This window comes from Marivita hallyeonensis (genome assembly GCF_900129875.1).
Taxonomy (GTDB): Bacteria; Pseudomonadota; Alphaproteobacteria; order Rhodobacterales; family Rhodobacteraceae; genus Marivita; species Marivita hallyeonensis.
In genome coordinates this window covers 1-17,581 of record NZ_FQXC01000005.1, presented here as the reverse complement: position 1 = coordinate 17,581, position 17,581 = coordinate 1, and the positions used below count along the sequence as shown (strand labels likewise).

The 17,581-nt window shown below is 58.8% G+C and carries 15 protein-coding genes and 1 pseudogene; 9 read left to right on the top strand and 7 right to left on the bottom strand.

The window, feature by feature from the left end; genetic code table 11:
- Positions 1-24 precede the first annotated feature (24 nt).
- Positions 25-924 (bottom strand): metal ABC transporter substrate-binding protein, encoded by a 900-nt coding sequence (locus tag BUA42_RS16260; protein ID WP_072779393.1) that lies wholly within the window; start codon positions 922-924, stop codon positions 25-27.
- Between the two features lie 291 nt (positions 925-1,215).
- On the opposite strand from BUA42_RS16260, the gene BUA42_RS21225 reads away from it, so the two are divergent.
- Entirely contained in the window at positions 1,216-2,040 is an 825-nt protein-coding gene (locus tag BUA42_RS21225; RefSeq protein ID WP_072779392.1) for a hypothetical protein, read from the top strand.
- A gap of 60 nt (positions 2,041-2,100) precedes the next feature.
- On the opposite strand, the pseudogene BUA42_RS20880 reads toward BUA42_RS21225, so the two are convergent.
- The 5 genes and pseudogenes from BUA42_RS20880 to BUA42_RS16230 form a co-directional block, all read right to left on the bottom strand.
- A pseudogene (locus BUA42_RS20880) lies at positions 2,101-2,600 on the bottom strand (transposase); the annotation flags it as partial.
- Positions 2,601-2,747: 147 nt separating this feature from the next.
- Positions 2,748-4,343, bottom strand: a complete 1,596-nt coding sequence (locus BUA42_RS16245; RefSeq protein ID WP_072779390.1) for an N-acyl-D-amino-acid deacylase family protein — start codon at positions 4,341-4,343, stop codon at positions 2,748-2,750.
- A 3-nt stretch (positions 4,344-4,346) separates the two neighbouring features.
- Positions 4,347-5,642 carry a TRAP transporter large permease gene (locus BUA42_RS16240; RefSeq protein WP_072779389.1) on the bottom strand — a complete coding sequence of 432 codons (1,296 nt, stop codon included), beginning with the start codon at positions 5,640-5,642 and terminating at the stop codon, positions 4,347-4,349.
- Positions 5,639-6,172 carry a TRAP transporter small permease gene (locus BUA42_RS16235; RefSeq protein WP_072779388.1) on the bottom strand — a complete coding sequence of 178 codons (534 nt, stop codon included), beginning with the start codon at positions 6,170-6,172 and terminating at the stop codon, positions 5,639-5,641. Before BUA42_RS16235 ends, BUA42_RS16240 begins: the two co-directional genes overlap by 4 nt.
- Positions 6,173-6,229: 57 nt before the next feature.
- Positions 6,230-7,222 (bottom strand): TRAP transporter substrate-binding protein, encoded by a 993-nt coding sequence (locus BUA42_RS16230; RefSeq protein ID WP_084066285.1) that lies wholly within the window; start codon positions 7,220-7,222, stop codon positions 6,230-6,232.
- 103 nt (positions 7,223-7,325) lie between these two features.
- On the opposite strand from BUA42_RS16230, the gene BUA42_RS16225 reads away from it, so the two are divergent.
- The 3 genes from BUA42_RS16225 (at position 7,326) to BUA42_RS16215 (ending at position 10,812) form a co-directional block, all read left to right on the top strand.
- A complete protein-coding gene (locus BUA42_RS16225) occupies positions 7,326-8,228 on the top strand; it encodes a LysR family transcriptional regulator (protein WP_072779386.1) in 903 nt (300 codons plus the stop codon).
- A 119-nt stretch (positions 8,229-8,347) separates the two neighbouring features.
- Positions 8,348-9,931: an amidohydrolase gene (locus BUA42_RS16220; protein ID WP_245819041.1), complete on the top strand. Its 1,584-nt coding sequence runs from the start codon at positions 8,348-8,350 to the stop codon at positions 9,929-9,931.
- An 11-nt stretch (positions 9,932-9,942) separates the two neighbouring features.
- The gene (locus tag BUA42_RS16215; RefSeq protein ID WP_245819040.1) at positions 9,943-10,812 is read left to right on the top strand and encodes a CobW family GTP-binding protein; all 870 of its coding nucleotides are present in this window, start codon (positions 9,943-9,945) and stop codon (positions 10,810-10,812) included.
- Between the two features lie 66 nt (positions 10,813-10,878).
- Here BUA42_RS16215 and BUA42_RS16210 read toward each other — a convergent pair whose 3' ends face one another.
- Positions 10,879-11,793, bottom strand: coding sequence for a LysR family transcriptional regulator (locus tag BUA42_RS16210; protein WP_072779383.1), 915 nt, complete (start codon positions 11,791-11,793; stop codon positions 10,879-10,881).
- A 123-nt stretch (positions 11,794-11,916) separates the two neighbouring features.
- Here BUA42_RS16210 and BUA42_RS16205 point away from each other — a divergent pair, with 123 nt between their 5' ends.
- From BUA42_RS16205 to BUA42_RS16185, 5 genes are all read left to right on the top strand, one after another.
- Positions 11,917-12,879 carry a Bug family tripartite tricarboxylate transporter substrate binding protein gene (locus BUA42_RS16205; RefSeq protein WP_072779382.1) on the top strand — a complete coding sequence of 321 codons (963 nt, stop codon included), beginning with the start codon at positions 11,917-11,919 and terminating at the stop codon, positions 12,877-12,879.
- A gap of 3 nt (positions 12,880-12,882) precedes the next feature.
- Positions 12,883-13,353, top strand: a complete 471-nt coding sequence (locus BUA42_RS16200) for a tripartite tricarboxylate transporter TctB family protein (protein ID WP_072779381.1) — start codon at positions 12,883-12,885, stop codon at positions 13,351-13,353.
- Between the two features lie 3 nt (positions 13,354-13,356).
- Positions 13,357-14,865: a tripartite tricarboxylate transporter permease gene (locus BUA42_RS16195; protein WP_072779380.1), complete on the top strand. Its 1,509-nt coding sequence runs from the start codon at positions 13,357-13,359 to the stop codon at positions 14,863-14,865.
- Positions 14,865-16,055: a CaiB/BaiF CoA transferase family protein gene (locus BUA42_RS16190; protein WP_072779379.1), complete on the top strand. Its 1,191-nt coding sequence runs from the start codon at positions 14,865-14,867 to the stop codon at positions 16,053-16,055. Before BUA42_RS16195 ends, BUA42_RS16190 begins: the two co-directional genes overlap by 1 nt.
- A 535-nt stretch (positions 16,056-16,590) precedes the next feature.
- Positions 16,591-17,442: a helix-turn-helix domain-containing protein gene (locus BUA42_RS16185; protein ID WP_072779378.1), complete on the top strand. Its 852-nt coding sequence runs from the start codon at positions 16,591-16,593 to the stop codon at positions 17,440-17,442.
- The last annotated feature ends 139 nt before the right edge of the window (positions 17,443-17,581 follow it).

Genomic DNA, 17,581 nt, shown 5'->3' with positions numbered 1-17,581 from the left:
ACCAACTTTCAATATAGGCCGCGCCTAGTTCGTGGCAGCGGTCAGGCCCTCCGCGACGGTGCGCGAGGTCACGGTGAGCAAATCGAGATAGGTGGGCACAGGACCGTCCGCTTCGCTGAGCGAGTCGACATACAGGACGCCGCCATAGGCGGCACCTGTCTCTCGCGCGACCTGTTCCGCAGGGGCGGTGTTCACTGTGCTCTCGCAGAACACGACTGGAATGTTGTTGTCCCGCACCCCGTCAATCACCGCGCGCACCTGTTGTGGCGTGCCGTTCTGGTCGGCATTCATCGGCCAGAGGTAAAGCTCTTTCATCCCGAAATCCCGGGCAAGGTAGCTGAACGCGCCCTCACAGGTCACGAGCCAGCGCTGGTCCACCGGAATGGACGCGATTTCGTCACGCAGAGGCTGGAGCGTGGCGCGCAGCTGTTCCTTGTAGGCCTCCGCATTCGCGCGGTAGATCTCGGCATTTTCGGGGTCCTGCTCTGAGAATGCCGTGACGATATTGTCGATATAGATCAGCGCATTATCGAGACCCATCCAGGCATGCGGGTTGGGTTTGCCTTCGTAGCTGCCGGACGAGATCGAGATCGGGTCGATGCCTTCGGAGACTGTCACGGACGGCACATCCCCGAGGTTCGAAAGGAACTGCTCGAACCAAAGCTCGAGGTTCATACCGTTCCACAGGATCAGATCGGCATTCGACGCGCGGACGATGTCCTGCGGCGTCGGCTCGTATCCGTGGATTTCCGCGCCGGGCTTGGTCACCGACACGACTTCGGCCGCGTCGCCAGCCACATTCGACGCCATATCCGCGATCACGGTGAAAGTGGTAACCACCTTCATCTTGTCGTCCGCCCACGCCTGCCCGGCGAAGGCAGCCGTCACGGCAGAGACAGACACAGCAAGGAAAAGCTTCTTCATTCTTGGAACCTCCCGATGAGATATACAGGCTTTCGCCCTGTAGATGCAAATCACTCGCAACTAACTAGGTAGTTGCGAACGGTTCTCAAGATGGGCGCAACTGATTCTTTGAAAAATCCCGCAAATCGGGACACACGCCCGGGACACGCGCGGATAATGCAAGTCAATCCGGATCCTTGATGAAAAGCCGCGTCTTTTTTGGTAGTATAGAATGGACTTGGCGCGGCGAACCGAGGCCGCACCCATTTTTACGTCGATCGTCCTGCTTCAAGATTTTGGCGAGGCCACCGCATGGAAATCACCATTATAGACGGAAAGATACATTATGGAGCGAACCTTCAGAACCTCCACGGCCGATTGCAAAACTACAATATCCCTCAGAACGCGATCCAAAAAACGGTAACGCTGAACCATACGCAGTTTATCCGGTTCAAATGCGCGGGCCGACAAACCGAGATGGCCGCCGCAAAACAGGTTGTCGATCCGCTGACGGGAAATGTTCTGTCTTATCAGCGCGAAGATCGAACGAGTGGAGAATTGGCCAGATGGGATGTCGAGGAGTACGGCAAGCTGACCAGCCGAACCGCGCCCTGGGGCAAAGGCCACAAGACGAACCGTGATCACCTGCTCGCCGACTCAATCAATCAGGTGATGTATTCTGCGGGCGTTAATCCCTACGGCGCTGCAAACGCCAATGAGTTGAAACGTCGGGGTCTCGCAGTTGTTGTTTCAGGCCACCATCACCGCAAGGGAAGCGAAACTTATGGCGGGCGCGTTCAGGCCATCAAACAACAACACGCAAACAACCCAACCGTCGGTGCCGACAGCGAGATGGGGGCGATGATGGAATACAAGAATGATCCAGCCAATCGGAAAAGTAACACGAACAAATCCACCCTGAGGATCGAGATGGTGGGGGCATACTGTTTTCTCTACAAGAGACTGTGCAAACAACAAGTCATGCAACCGAACGCGCAAACGGACTTTATGTTGCTGAGTTATCTCGAAGCAGCTGCCCAAACCGACGACGGCTTTTGGCGCATCAATCCGCAGGATGTAGGTATCAATGCAACGAGCGCAACCGCCACTGCGTCCGGGACGAAGTGGACTATTTGATTGTTGGTGCGTCTGGTTGAACAGTAAACGATTATAGCGCATGCTATGGAACATGCGTCCGCCGATATATTCACTGACCTGCCAGGCGGTGAGGAACAGATCGAGAGGTCGTCCCTGGCTGCCGCAGAGTGTGTACAATTTCGTATTCATGCCACCCTTGGTTCGACCAATCAGGCGTCCATGCCCCGTCCGTCTGTAAAACGATTCACTGGATCGGTTTGTGGCGCTCCGAACTTCACGCCCACGCAGGTGGTTGTTCAGTGTGTCTTGAGGAAGGTCGCGACGATCATCACCGTCTTCCGTTTGCCGTGCTCAGCGGCCGGGCCCACCAAAATTCGCACGAAGATGCCTTTCTCGCTCCAACGCTTCCAACGACTGTAGTGCGTCTTGTGCGGGCCATAGGCAGCAGGCGCATCGCACCACCTTGAGCCATTGCGGCTGATGAAGATTATCCCGCTCAAAACGCGCTTGTCATCAACCCGACGCTTGTTGTGAGGTTTCGGAAAGAAAGGTTCCAGAGGCGCTATCTGCGCGTCGGTCAGCCAAGAAAGATCGCCCATGTCGCCACTCCGCTTTCAGAGCCGAGAATTACGCGATACGGCGGAAATCAATGCATCCTGAAACCAGCGCACCGTGCGACATCAATCATCGCACGCTCTCCGCGCCGGGGCAAAAAGCGCTGGATGCGCGTGCCGCCTTTATCCGACCTATTGGAATTCGCGCAGGACGACGCCTGTGTTGTTTGCCGTGCGTTTCCCGTTGTGCATGGACAAGCTGCCATTTACCAAAACATGGGCAATGCCCGAGGCATACCGACGGGGATGACGCGCCGTGGCATTGCTTGAGATCGCGGCCGGGTCGAAAACGCAGATATCGGCGTGGTACCCTTTTTGGAGCTTGCCCCGTCCCTTCAATCCCAACCGATCCGCCGGCACGCCTGTGATCTTGGCGATGGCTTGCGACAGGCTTAATACGCCTCTGTCCCTGACATAGTGTTGAAGGAACCGGGCCGCCCAGCCATAGCCACTGAGAGAACCGATATGGTCGCTCAGAATGCCATCGTTGGCGATCGCGACTGTGTCTGAGATCACGGCACATTCCGGTTGCTCAAGGCACAGATCGATATCCACGTTCTGAAAGCTCTTTGAAGACCACATCGTGGCCATCATGTTCTCACCTTCCTCAAGCAGGATATCGAGGACCGCGTCATAGGGATCAACGCCGCGCATCCGTCCAATTTCGTCGAAGGTCGCACCGACCAGATCTTTATTTTCGGTGGCGTTCAGCAGAATGATGTCTTTCCATTGCCGCGCTTTGACAATCAACCACATCGGCTTCGGGTTGGCTTTGATCCGTTCGCGCGCCTCTGGATCGGCAAGCCGTTTCAGGACATCGTCGATCCCGCCCGCCTGCGCCCATTTCGGCAGGATCGCAGCCATCAGCGTGTGGTTCCAGTCATGCGGGATCACATCAAATGCAATGTCGGCATCATGCGTGCGCGCAATATCGATCATCTCAAGCGTGTGTTGCATTGCGTGGCTCGGCGCACCGTACTTGGGCTGAATATGGCTGATCTGCAGCCGCGCCCCAGCCTGACGCGCGGTGCTCATGGCTTCGGTGAACCCCAGATCATATTCAGTGTCGCGGTTGCGCACATGGGTTGCGTAGAGCCGTCCGTATTTCGCCGCGACCTCGACCATCGGGACAAGGTGATCGGGAGCGGCAAGACTGCCGGGGAAGTATTCCAGGCCGGATGAAAAGCCCCCGGCCCCTTCCTCCATGCATTGATCGACAAGCTTGGCCATCTTGGCGACGTCATCGGGCTCGCCTGGATGAAGATCACCGCCCAGAACTGCACGGTGGATGGTGCCGTGGCCCACGAAGGCCACCACGTTCACACCCAGATCGGTGTCGTCAAGCACGTCGAGGTATTCGCCAAATCCCAGCCATTTGCGGTGTTTGGCTTTTTCGGTGAACCACGGGGAGACCTGCCGGATTGCGTCATGCGAACAGACCGGTGCACAAGAGATGCCGCATTGGCCGATGACTTCGGTGGTCACGCCCTGATGCACCTGGCTTTCGGCGCGGCCATCGGCGATCAGGGTAAAGTCCGAATGCGTGTGCATATCGATAAAACCCGGCGACACCGCAAGGCCGGACACATCGATCACCTTGGCCCCTGTGTCGTCGTTGATAGTGCCAACCTCAACGATTATCCCGTCCTTGATGCCGACATCGGCGATCTTGCCAGCCGTGCCACTGCCATCAAACACCTCTCCGCCCTTCAGGATCAGATCGAACATCGGCTACCTCACGGATGCAGGTCCGTAGACCCAGTTGGGGAGGAAAAGAGTTAGGTCGGGGAATAGGATCAGGATGATCATCCCAACGATATACGCTCCGATAAACGGCAGCACCGCCACCGAAATGCGTTCGAGCGAGATTTTTGAGATACGCGACGCGATGGTCAGGTTCGCCCCCAACGGCGGCGTAAGGAATCCGATTTCGCACGTGATGACGGTAAAGATACCGAAGAGAACCGGGTCGATACCCAGCGACACGACAAGCGGCAGGAACACGGCCGTGAACAGCACGATCTGTGCAAGGCTCTCCATGAAGGTGCCAATGAAGATGTAGAAGATGCCGATCAGCATCAGGACGAGGAATGGGCTGGTGGTGATCGACGTGATCCCCGCCTGAACCGCAGCGGGAACGTCGTAGAATGCGGTAAGCTGTCCGAAGGCGAGCGTCGGTGTCAGCAGGATCAGGATACCGGTCAGAAGGGCCGTGAAGCGCAGGGCCTCAAGGACTTTGCGCATGGTCAGTTCGCGGTAGATGAACAAGCCGACGAACAGCGCGTAGAACACCGCAACACCTGCCGCTTCGGTCGGGGTGAAGATGCCGCCGTAGATACCGCCGAGGATCAGAACCGGCGCACCTATAGACCACTTGCCTTCCCAAGCCGCACTCAGGAACGGTCCCCACGTGAACGCGTCGCCACCACCCCCATACCCGCGACGACGGGCGATGATGTAAGTGGTCATCATCAGAAGCGTGGTCACGATGAAGCCGGGAATGATGCCCGCCAGAAACAGACGCGGTATCGAGGTTTCAGAGACCAGACCGTAGATGATCATCAGGTTCGACGGTGGGATCAGGCTTCCCAACGCGCCAGCGCTCGCCGTAATGGCGGCGGCGAAGGGCACGTCGTATCCCTCTCTCTTCATCGCGGGAACAGTTGCCGATCCGATGGCAGCGGTCGTAGCGGGGCCGGACCCGGACAACGCGCCGAAGAGCATGCAGGCAAATACTGTTACCAGCCCCATGGAGCCGCGATATGCGCCCACCAGCTTGGTTGCAATCCCGATCATGCGGTTCGCCATGCCGCCGGTTTCCATCAACCTCCCGGCCAGAACGAACAAGGGGATGGTCAACAGAGGAAAGGGTGTCAGGCTGTTATATCCTGTCTGCGCCAGCAAGGTGTACGGGATGTCGATCAGGAACAGCGCCAACGCTGTTGTCAGCCCTACGGCGGCAAACAACGGAACGCCGATCAGCGTCAAAACGACAAAGGTGATCGCGAGGATTGAGAGCTCGTTCAAAACAAGTGCTCCTCATCCACGGCATCGCCATCTTCCACCAGCATGCCAGGCAACCCGTGCGCCCCGTTGCGATACCAAAGCACGTATGTCTGGATCAGCCGGGCGAGCATCAGGCCGTAGCCGATCACCAGAATGGTCTGAGGGTAAAACTCGTTAATCCCGAGGCTTGGGCTTCGGGACGGGAACTTCCAAAGGACGGTCAGGTACTCCCAACTGACCCGGATCATGATGATACTGAATGCGGCCCAGGCGAGGTCTGCCATAAAGATCGTATAGCGCCCGACCCTTGGGGGCAGGGCCTGAACCGCGACCAGAATGCGGATGTGGAACCGTTCGCGGACGCACAGGGATGCGCCCATGTAAACTGCCCAGACCATGCAGATCGCGGCGGTCTCTTCTGTCCAGTGCAGGGCCACTTCGAACACGTAGCGCGCCAGAACCTGCGAGATAACCGCTACTGCGATGATCGACAGCGCAATGCAACACAACGCTTCTTCAAAGTGTTTTTCGAGCCATCGCAGAACGGCCATGACCTGCCCCCAGTCGATATTGGGCGAGAGCCTGTTTTCGGCTCTCGCCCGTCGCGTTTATTCGGCAGCGGCGTTGATCATGTTGACCAGTTCAACAAATTCTTCGCCCCGCTCGGCCGCGACGGCCTGCTGAACTTTTTGGGCTGCCGCGATAAAGTCCGTGCGGTCGGGGTCAGTGCGGGTCATGCCGCCTTCGGTGGCAAGCCACTGGCGTACCTCTTCCGTTTCAGTGCGAACCTCTTCGCTGAACCGGTTGCCCGCGTCGACCGCGGCGCGCATGATCTGCTCGCGCTGTTCTTCGCTCAGGCGGTCCATGAAGCTGGAAGACGCGAATAGCGGGGCCATCGACACGAAGTGTTCCAGGATCACCAAGTTCGGCATGAATTCGTAGAAGCTCATGTCGCGGATGAAAGACGTTCCGTTGTCGCCACCATCCACCGTGCCCGTCTGCAACGCAGTCGGGGTTTCGGACCATGCAAGCGGCACGGGGTTCGCACCAAAGGCCTCGAATGTCTGGAGCATAACAGAATTGTTCGGTGTGCGGACTTTCAGACCTGCCATATCCGCCATCGTGTTCACCGGACGAACCGAGTTGTAGAAATCACGATACAGTGCCGGGCCAAAGCTCAGCAGATGCACACCGGTGTCGGCCAAAAGCTGTGACCGAATGAAATCGCCAACTTCACCATCCACGACGCGCGCAAGGTGGTCGGTGTTCTGGAATATATATGGCAGCACCGTCACATCCATCAGCGGCCAATGCGGCGAAACGTTATTGGCCGTGATGAAGAAGCCGTCCACAGTGCCCAATTGCATCGCGCGGAAACCTTCGTCTTCGGTCGCCACCTGGTTGCAGCAACGCAGGCGAACATCGACCGCGCCGTCCGTGTATTGCTCGGCCAGTTCCTCGAAAATCGCGCCGAAGCGGCCGTAGAGCGAATCCTCGGGTGCGCCAAATCCCACGTTCATCGTGATGTCCTGCGCCGAAACCGCTGCGGTCGACATCGTAAGCGCCATCACCGCGCCGAGCGTTCTGGTGTGAAATCCCATGATCATTCTCCTTGTTGTCCATCTGTTTTTTTCTTTCAGCTTTGCATGGGATGCCGTGTGGGCATAATATCAATTATGACACTTTTGATACCCAATCGGCATCATGCGATCTGATCTTCGCCTGGTGCGCTACTTTGTGGCCGTCGCGGAAGAGTTGCATTTCCGGCGCGCGGCAGACCGGCTTGGGATCGCGCAACCGGCGCTCAGTCGAGCGATCCAAACCTTGGAAACTGAATTGGGCGTGGCCTTGTTTGTCAGGTCGAACCGAAACGTTCAAATCACACCGGCCGGTCAGGTGTTTCTGGAGCGGTCCAATGAAATCCTGAACCTGATGCACCGGGCCACCGAAGACGTACGCAATGCCCATAACGGCCGGGTCGGAACCCTGCGCATCGGTTATACGGATTTTGCGATAGCAGGCCCATTGCCGACCCTTCTCAAGGATTTCCAGGAACGCCAGCGCCAGATTACCCTCAAACCCCAGCACGGTGTGACCCTGATGCAGTTGAACCGTTTGGCCGAGGGTCAACTCGACATCGGGTTTGTCACCGGGCCCGTGAACAAAAACGGCTACGAGGAACATCCCGTACAAACAGAGGCCTTTGTCTGTGTCTGTGCGGACAGTCATCGCCTAGCCGTACGCCAGTCGATCCAACTTGCAGAACTTGCGAACGAGGATTTCGTGCATGGCAGCTCAACCGATTGGCAGCATTTTTATGATTTCCTGATCCCGCTGTGCCGTCGAGCCGGGTTCACGCCCCGCATTGTGCAAGAAGCCTTCAATACGGCGGGGATTTTTGGCCTCGTGTCTTGTGGAATGGGGGTCACAGTGCTGACTGAAAAAGTGTGCTGCGGGCTGCCGCCCGGTCTGGTCATAATTCCAATTGAGGACGTGACCGAGCGCCTCACAACGACAGCAATCTGGCGGCGTGATCACATGGTCGGGCCGACACGGCACTTCGTCGAATACCTGCGCGGGCTGCCTAACCCCAGCTCGTCAATCTGAGGCAGAGCGACAGTCAAATCCGTTGTCTTCCCGAGATTCTGCTGTAGTCCTAGCAATGTGTAGCTTCGGGGTCCCCAATGTCAGACATCACGCTTTTTCAAGCAAAATCAATCGTTACCATGGACCCGAATGTACCGAACGCCACCCATGTCGCAGTGCGCGATGGGCGCATTCTGGCGGTTGGTGACGCGACCTGCGCTGATCAATGGGGTGACGTAACGCGTGATGCTTCGCTCGCTGACGCGGTGCTGATGCCCGGCCTTGTCGAAGGCCATGCGCATATGCTCGCCGGCGCGATTTGGGAGTTTGCGTATACCGGCTACCATGACCGTATCGACCCTGAGGGACGCCTTTGGACCGGGCTCGCATCGCTCGAGGATGTCGTCGCGCGCCTGGCCGAGATTGAAGACAGGCTGCCTGCCGATGAGCCGCTGATCGGTTGGGGTTTCGATCCGATCTTTCTACCCGATGACCGCCTCAGCCGCGCGCATCTCGACAAGGTGTCCACTACGCGCCCCATCGCGATTCTGTATTCGAATTTCCATCTGATGTGCGTGAATTCCGCAGCGCTCGACATGGTGGGATACTCGGAAACCACCAATGCGGAAGGTGTTGTCAAAGGCCCCGATGGCAAGCCCACAGGTGAGCTGCAGGAAATGGCTGCAATGTTTCCGATCATGCGGCGGTTGGGCATAGATTTTCGCGCTCTGTCGCAGAAAGAAAGCGCGATCCGGTCTTATGCACAGGTGGCCACACGGGCGGGGGTCACGACCGTGACTGACCTGTTTTCGCAGCTTGAGGAAGAAGACCTTGATGTGATGCTGTCAGTCACAGGCGAGGCCGAATTTCCACTGCGCATCATACCCGCTCTGGCAGCCAGCGGTGATCCGGCGGCCATTGCCACGCGGGCTTTGGCATTGAAAGCGAAGTCCACGGATAAGGTGCGCCTCGGCGCAGTGAAGCTCATGACCGATGGGTCCATTCAGGGGTGGACCGCGCGGGTCAAATGGCCCGGTTACGTCGGCGGGCAGCCAAACGGCATCTGGAACATGGCGCCAGATCAGATTTATGCGACCTGTACCGCCCTCCATGCTGCTGGGGTGCAGATGCATATCCACGTCAACGGCGATGAGGCGTCCGAAGTGGTGATTGACGCCTTGGCCAAGGCGATGCGCCATGCCTCATGGCCGGACCACGGGCACGTGCTGCAACACGGACAGATGATGGATGAAGCGCAATTCCGGCGCTGTGCCGAACTTGGCGTCTCGGTGAACCTTTTTGCCAACCATCTATGGTATTTCGGGGATCAACACGTCGCGTTGACCATTGGCAAAGATCGCGCAGAACGGATGGACGCTGTGCGATCTGCATTGGACGCGGGACTCACGGTCGGTATCCATTCGGACGCGCCGGTCACTCCGATGGGGCCGCTTTTCACCGCGTGGTGCGCGGTCAACCGACAGACGATGACCGGTAAAGTGCTTGGCGCTGCGCAGCGTATATCGGTTTCAGAGGCGCTTTACGCAATCACGATGGGCGCGGCGAAAACCTTGAAATTTGATGACGAGATCGGCTCTATTTCGGTCGGTAAACGTGCGGATTTTGCTGTTCTCGAGGCGAACCCGCTTGAGGAAGACCCGACAAGACTAAAGGACATCCGCATTCTTGGAACGGTCTTCGGTGGACGGGCAACACTGTTATGATACCTTTGCCGATGACTGTGATCTCTGGCTACCTCGGAGCCGGAAAAACCACATTCATCAACCAACTGCTGGCCGGAGATCACGGGTTGCGCCTGATGATCATTGTCAATGATTTCGGGGCCATCAACATCGACGCCGCGCTGCTTGCGTCGAAAGACGAAGACACCATCGCACTGACCAATGGCTGCGTGTGCTGTACAATGGGGTCGGACCTGTTCCTGGCGCTTGGAGACGCGTTGGACCGCCGCCCACGACCCGATCACTTGATCGTCGAGGCCAGCGGCGTCGCGGATCCATCGCGTATCGCCACCGCCGCACAAGCGGAACCCGACATGCGCTATGCGGGAATTCTGACGCTGGTCGATGGTCAGGAATTTGACGCCTTGGCCCGCGACCCTCTGATCGGCCCGCAAGTCCGCAACCAAGTGTCAAAGGCAGACCTTGTCGTCATCACCAAACAGGTGTCAGACAACTTGGAGACGTGTCTGGTCGAACTCACCAGTGCGCCCATTCTGCAAGAACCGCATTTATATGCGGTGTTTAAACTCATGCTGTCCGACCCGGTACCTGCGACAGTACCCGAACGCGCGGCAAGGCATCCCGATTACACAGCATGGGTCAGCCAGGAGGTAGCCGGCATTGACAAGACTGCTCTGCATCACGCGCTGGCCCGTCGCCCCACCGGGCTTTTTCGCGTCAAAGGCTTGGTTGTGGACAGCGCAGGAGCAAAATGGGGCGTGCAAGTCGTGGGCCAGAACATCGAAATCACACCGAACACCGGATCAGCACCGCCCGCGCTTGTTGGAATCGGCCTTCGCGAGCGCGTCGACTTGGCCGAAGTTGAGGCTTGGTGGGCTTCGGTGACCAAACTTGATCACTGAAACGCCGAACCGGCCATGGTCGCACGGTTTTCTGGTAAACACTCAGTTGGATGTGATCATTTTCAGCTAAGGATCATTGCCATTTTCTAAATCTTCGAACTGCCGTGATTTCAATTGGAACTGCCGCTCCAAGATGCCGCCCAACGCGTGAGACACGCGATTGTTTTCCTTTCCCTCGGCTACGAAGTAACCAAACTCGATGGTCAGCTTTCGCTCCCATGGCACCAAAGCAACGCCTTCCGCCAATTCAGGATCGAGTGACACGGGATCGGCGAAGGCGAACCCAAGCCCTTTATGGACAAGCCGGTAAGCGGCGGTGCCGACGGACACCTCGTATGCGGGTTTGGTAAGACCGGACACTTCGCGCTCGATAAGGCGGCGCAACACCGTTGTTTCATCCAAGGCAATGTAGGGCACATCGCGAAGGTCGCGTGGTCCGAGGACAGGTCTCGTTGCCAAGGGGTGATTGCGAGACAAAGCGATGCAAAGAGTTGCCGCGCCAAGGGGTATCGGCTCTAGCTTCTCCACGGGCAAGGGCAGCGCCGAGACACACACATCAAATTTCTGGTGCATGATCCGGCGACCCAGATCGCGGCGCAACATGATTTCCAGTTTGACCGGATGGTCGGGATACGACGCCGCGAACTCCGCGATAGAGGGAAGCACAAGTCCATTTGCAATGCGGGTCTGTGACACGATCCGCAGCGGTGGGCGCACATCCTTCCGCATTTGGCCTAACACGGATGGAAGTTCGTCAATCTGGGCCAGAAGGCTCAGCGCCTCGGGATAGAACTTTTCCGCTTCCGGCGTCGGGATCAGTCGCTTTTGCGCGCGGCTGAAGAGCGTGACGTCGTATTCCTGCTCTAGCAGCACAAGCTGACGGCTTGCAGCGGATTGGCTGAGGTTCATCCGGTCAGCAGCGCGGGCAAGCGTCCCCTCTTCCATGACATAGACGAAGATGCGCAAAGACCGGATGTTCATAGTTCTACTTTTTCGAATTATAGATGCGATAATTGCGTTTTTTATACGATGCGCCGTTTGCTAAGCTCCAGCAACACCTTTTTCGGCGCGCAAAAGCGGTGCCGACGTCTGTGGGAGGACATCATGGAAAGACGTGACTTTATCAAAGCAGGGTTGTCTGCCTCTGCTGTTCTGGCCGCTGGCCCGGCTCTGGCAGAATGGGCACCGCGTCGCCCGATCAATGCGATTTTGCCGTATTCCGCCGGTGGCGGTACCGACGCCCTGGCGCGTGCGGCGGCAGCCTCTGCAGAAGGCATCTTGCCAGTTCCGCTGGTAATCGTGAACAAGCCCGGCTCGTCCGGCATCACGGGCGCAACAGAGGCGGCAGCCGCCCGGCCCGACGGCAACACCGTCATGGTGACATCGGCGGGATCCTTCCTGCTGACCTCGATGTTGCGCGACACGGATGTGAACCCGTTCGACAGTTTCGAGATCATCGCGCAAATCGGCAATCTGACACCAGCCGTCATCGTGCCCGCCAACAGCCCCTTCCAGACGGTGCAGGATCTGGTCGACGCAGCGAAGGCGAACCCAGGTTCACTTCGCTGGGCGCATAACGGACGCGGTGGGTTCCATCAGGTCGCGGGCCAAAGCTTCCTGAACCGCAACGATCTGGAGGCGCAGGACGTGCCTTTCAAAGGCGGCGGGCCCACACGCGCCGCCGTGATCGGCGAGCAGGTGGATTTTGCCTTTGTCGGCATTCAGCAGGCGGCCGGGTTCGAAAACGAATTGCGCGTGCTCGCGCTGGCTGCACCGGAACGCGATGCGGTGCGCGACGATGTCCCGACGCTGGAAGAGCTTGGCTTTGACTATGTTGCCGTGTCCTCACCGATTGTCTTCTTCGCGCCGAAGGGCACCGATCCCGAGATCATCAGCGGAATGGAAGCGGCCTTGAAGGCAATCACCGAAACGGAGCAGTTCGCTGCCTTGATGCTGGAGCGTGGAAACGTACCCGCCTTTCTCAGCGGCGCGGAGACTGAAGCGCGTTTGCGCCAGATGCAGGAAGAAACCCAACCGGTCATCGATGCGCTGAAGTCGCAGGGCTAGGACGTGTCACCGCAGGCCGCTCCCGCCTCGCGTGCCGTCGGCGTGGCGCTGATCCTGATCGGGATTGGCGCCACCGTCACGAGCATGAGCATCGGGCTGGATCAATACGGACGCTGGGGCGCGCGCTTCTTTCCGTTGGCAGGGTCACTATCGTTGCTCGTGCTTGGAGTTGTGGAGCTTTGGGGGGCGAAACCATCCGAACCGTCTGACCGTCGCCACCTACCTGCGATTTTGGCGCTCCTTCTTTTATCTATTGCCTATGTCTGGTCGATTTCCGTTGTTGGGTATCTGCTGAGCACCACAGTAGCCGCACCTCTGGCGCTCTACATCTTCGGTGTGCGCAATCCGATTGGCCTGTGTGCAGCGGCAGTGTTGTGCCCCGCCATCTATCACACCGTGTTCTTTGTTGCGTTGGGCGTCTTTCCCCCGTTGGGACGGTGGTTCGACCTCCTTGATATTATCGGGGGGTATTGAGGCGTGGACATCTTTGTGGGCCTCGCCACCGTTCTAAGTGATCCCGTTCTTTTGGGCTGGGTTTTTCTAGCTGCAATTGTCGGAATGATCGTCGGGGCTATCCCCGGTCTTACGGCATCCGCCGCGATTGCCATGTTGCTTCCGCTCACCTTTTACATGGAACCACTGCCCGCCCTCGCGTTTCTCTATGTGATCGGCAAATCGGGGCGCTACGGCGGCTCGATCGCCGCGATCTTGTTCAACACCCCCGGCACGGCAGCGTCAGCGGCGACGCAGCTGGATGGCTATCCGCTGGCACGACAGGGAAAGGCGGGCAAGGCTATGAAGGTCGCGACGATCTCGTCCGTGATCGGTGACTTTACCGGAGAGATCCTGCTAATCATTGGCGTTGCATGGATCGCGGCCATCGCCCTGAAACTTGGGCCGCCGGAGTTGTTCGCCGTCTATTTCGCCGCGTTCATCGTAATCGGGTCGGTCATCGGCAAATCCGTAACGCGGGGCCTTGCATCGGCGGCACTGGGCGTCCTGGTTGCCATGATTGGCCTCGATCCGATCAGTTCGACAGAACGCTTCACTTTCGGCAGTTTTGATCTGACAAATGGCATTTCGCTGGTGCCTCTGATGATCGGAATCTTCGTGCTGGGCGAGGTGTTCTCCCAAATCGAAGAGCGCGGCGTCAAAACCCGCATGGTTCCGACCGGTGACAGCGATGCCGCCCGCAATCGTCTCACTTGGGCAGAATACAAACCCTGTATGCCGCATGTCATACGATCATCCTTCATCGGCGCATTCATCGGAATGCTCCCCGGTCTCGGCTCTGCCATTGCGGCCTTTGTGGCCTACGGCGAAGGCAAACGGCTTGCGAAGAACCCCGATGAGTGGGGACACGGCGCGTTAGAGGGCGTGGCGGCACCGGAGGCGGCCAACAACGCGGTCAGCGGTCCGTCAATGGCTCCCTTGCTGACGCTGGGCATTCCGGGTTCAACCATCGGCGCGATCCTGATCGGTGTGTTCCTGATCCACGGCATCCAGATCGGCCCAACGATGTTCCTGACAAGCCGTGATCTGGTGTTTGCGCTGTTTGCGTGCGGGCTGATCGGCATCGTCATGTACGGCGTCATAGGTTACTTCGGCGCGGCCTATGTGGGCCGGTTAATCATGCGTGTTCCGACGCAGGTGCTTTATCCCGTTATCTTTCTGACGTCGTTCGTCGCAGCCTATACATCGCGCGGCAACCTGTTCGATGTTTATGTCATGGTGGCGGCGGGCTTTGCCGGCTGGGCCATGCGCAAGCTCGATTTCAACCCTGCCGCGTTCGTGATCTCCTTCGTGCTGGCAGGCGGCGCGGAAGAGGCGTTTCGGCAGGCGCTGCTTCTGAGTGACAACGGATTGATGATCTTTGTCACCCGCCCCATTGCGCTCACATTCCTGCTGATCGGCCTCGCGGCGATGTTTGCGCGCATTCGCAGCGTGAACAAACAGGCGCGTGCCGTTGCCTTGAGGGACGCGTGATGGTTGCTGCACTGCACGGGATACGGGTGATCGACTGGACGCATGTGCTGGCCGGCCCGGCATGTGCCTACTACCTCGGGCAACTCGGCGCCGAAGTGATCAAGGTCGAACGCCCCGGTCGTGGCGACGCAATGCGCCACCGGGGTGGCAGCGACGCCGCCCGCGCATCCCAAGGAATGAGCACCGCGTTCCTGACCCAAGGGGCGGGTAAGAAATCATTGTCCGTTGATCTTGAAACGCCCAAGGGCCGCGAGGTTTTCGAGCGCCTGCTTCGCTCCGCAGATGTGCTGGTGGAAAACCATCGCCCTTCGACGCTTGAGCGGTTGAACCTGACTGAGCGCCACACGCGCGACATCAATCCGCGCCTCATCCACTGCGCGATGACGGGGTACGGGCGTGACAATCCAATGTCTGGCTCCCCGGCCTATGACGTGAACATACAGGCAATCAGCGGCTTGATGGCACTGACCGGCACACAGGAAACCGGCCCAATCCGCACGGGAGCGCCGATCATTGACTACGCCACCGGGTTGGCCGGGGCATTGGGGGTCATGTCCGCACTGATGTCGCGCAGCCACAGCGGCGAAGGCGCTTTCGTGGATGTGTCGATGCTGGAAACGGCCTTTGCGTTGATGAGCTCGACAATCACCGATTACCGCCTGACAGGCACAGAGCCCCAACCACGCGGCAATGCCGCCAACAGCAGGTCGCCGTCCTCTGGCACATTCCCTTGCCAAGACGGACATCTCAGCCTTGGCGTCAATGAGGAACCGCAGTTCCGTGCACTGGCAGTGGCGATTGGGCGATCAGACTGGCTGAGAGATCCAAGGTTTGCGGCGCCTGAAGAGCGTGACAAGAACAGAAGCGCACTTGTCGAAGATTTGACTGCTGTGTTGCGGACCAAAACCGCACATGCGTGGGAAGAAATTTTGCTAGCCGCCGGCGTCCCCTGCGCACGCTTGCGCAGCTTGGCAGAGGCGCTTGATCTTCCGCCTGCGAAGGACCGAGCCTTTGCAACACGCGGTCCAGCCGGCTTTGTTGGTTTGCCATTCAGAACCGAACCCGGCGGGACAAGCGAACTCCCACGACGGCTGGGCGCAGATACCAAGTCCGTTCTGAGTGAACTTGGATTCGGGGACACTGACGTGTACGACATGCTGGCTGATGGGATTGTTGAGCAGCCCGAATGATTTGATGCCCAACGACGTCAAAACCGCTAGATGCCAGCTGCCTCTGACGTGGCATCGATCAATTGCGGTGCATGCCCCACCTCGAAAACCGTAGGGTGAGAGGGACTGGCAACCTTTGTGGAGCATCCCGCCGAACATGGCCCACCAACTGGAATGGAACGTCCCGCAATTCGGAGGCTCAGCGATGGCTACTTGGAGAAGAGAACCTGCTGCCCTGACAAAACTGAGCGCATGCTCACGTAACGCTTATCCAAGCGCGAGTCGCAATACGTGACGTTTGTCTAACTTACTGGATTCAGTGGTGAGCCGTGTAGGACTGTGCGGGGTGAGGGAAATCAACGGCTTGCGCTGGCGAACCGGAAAACCCCGCCCCTTGATTTGATTGGGCTTTTCGGGCCTCTGGCGAACCGTTTCAGGGAGCCTAGAAACCGAAAGGCCGCTGACTGGGCTGGCACCCGCGTCAACGGCCAAACCGAAAACTTTGCTAGATATGGATATCAGATCGCGCCCGTGACCGCAATTGCTGGAGGGGCCGATGTCTGAGGTTCTGCCCTTCTGCAAGATCAAGCTGCAATACCTGCTGGAGATGGTCACGGACCACGAGCTGGACGACAACGCCCTGCGGGTCGCCCTCTACCTGGCACTGGCGCATGCAGACCACGCGACCGGCGAGAGCCGCCCGTCTTTCGAGACCATCGGCGCGGCCATCGGCAAGCACGCCAAGTCGGTCAAGCGCGCCTTGAACAAGGTCGAGGCGGCAGGCTACATGACCGTGGAGCGCGGGACCAACAAGGGGAAATCCTCGCGCTACCGCCCGACCGAAGCGGCCCTGAAACGGGCTACCGAGCGCCGCCGGGAGGGGGACAAGGTTGTCCCGCTTAGCCGCGCCAAAGGGGGACACTCCTGTCCGCAAAGCGGGACAGACCTGTCCGGCAAAGGGGGACAGGATCGCCCCCCGAACAGAGAACAAGAACTTAGAAAAGAACAGGCGCGCGCGTCCGCGCCGGATTTACCCGATGAAGGGCAATCCGGCGGAACGCGCCCAGACCTGGTGTTTGTCTCGAGGGGCATCTGCTTTGTCCGGGACTGGGATGCACGGCTGGCCCGGGAAGGCATGACCACGCTGGACCGCAGCCTGCCCCTGTCACCGCATGAGCATCACTTGGGCTACTGGCTTCCAGCACGGACACCGGCCCCGGCTGACAGCGCGGAATGGCAGGCGCAGTTGCGTCTTCTGCGGGATGTCATCCGTCAAGCGCAGGATGACGCATGCGCCGCGTCGCCCGCACCCCGCATCGCGTCTTTTGCACCGCGTCAGACGCAGAGCGCATCGTGTCTTCCGCAGGATGTTGCCCCGAGCGCGGAGGAGAACCGCCATGCGGTCTGAGGAAACAGCAAGGCGACCCATGTCATACGCTGGCGCGGATGACCCGGGACCTTGCGAGGGGCGGCAAGCCTCCCCTTCGAACCCCACCGGCGCGGGAAAAGCCCGCGCAAAAGAGCCGCTGACGGAGACCTTCGTCTTC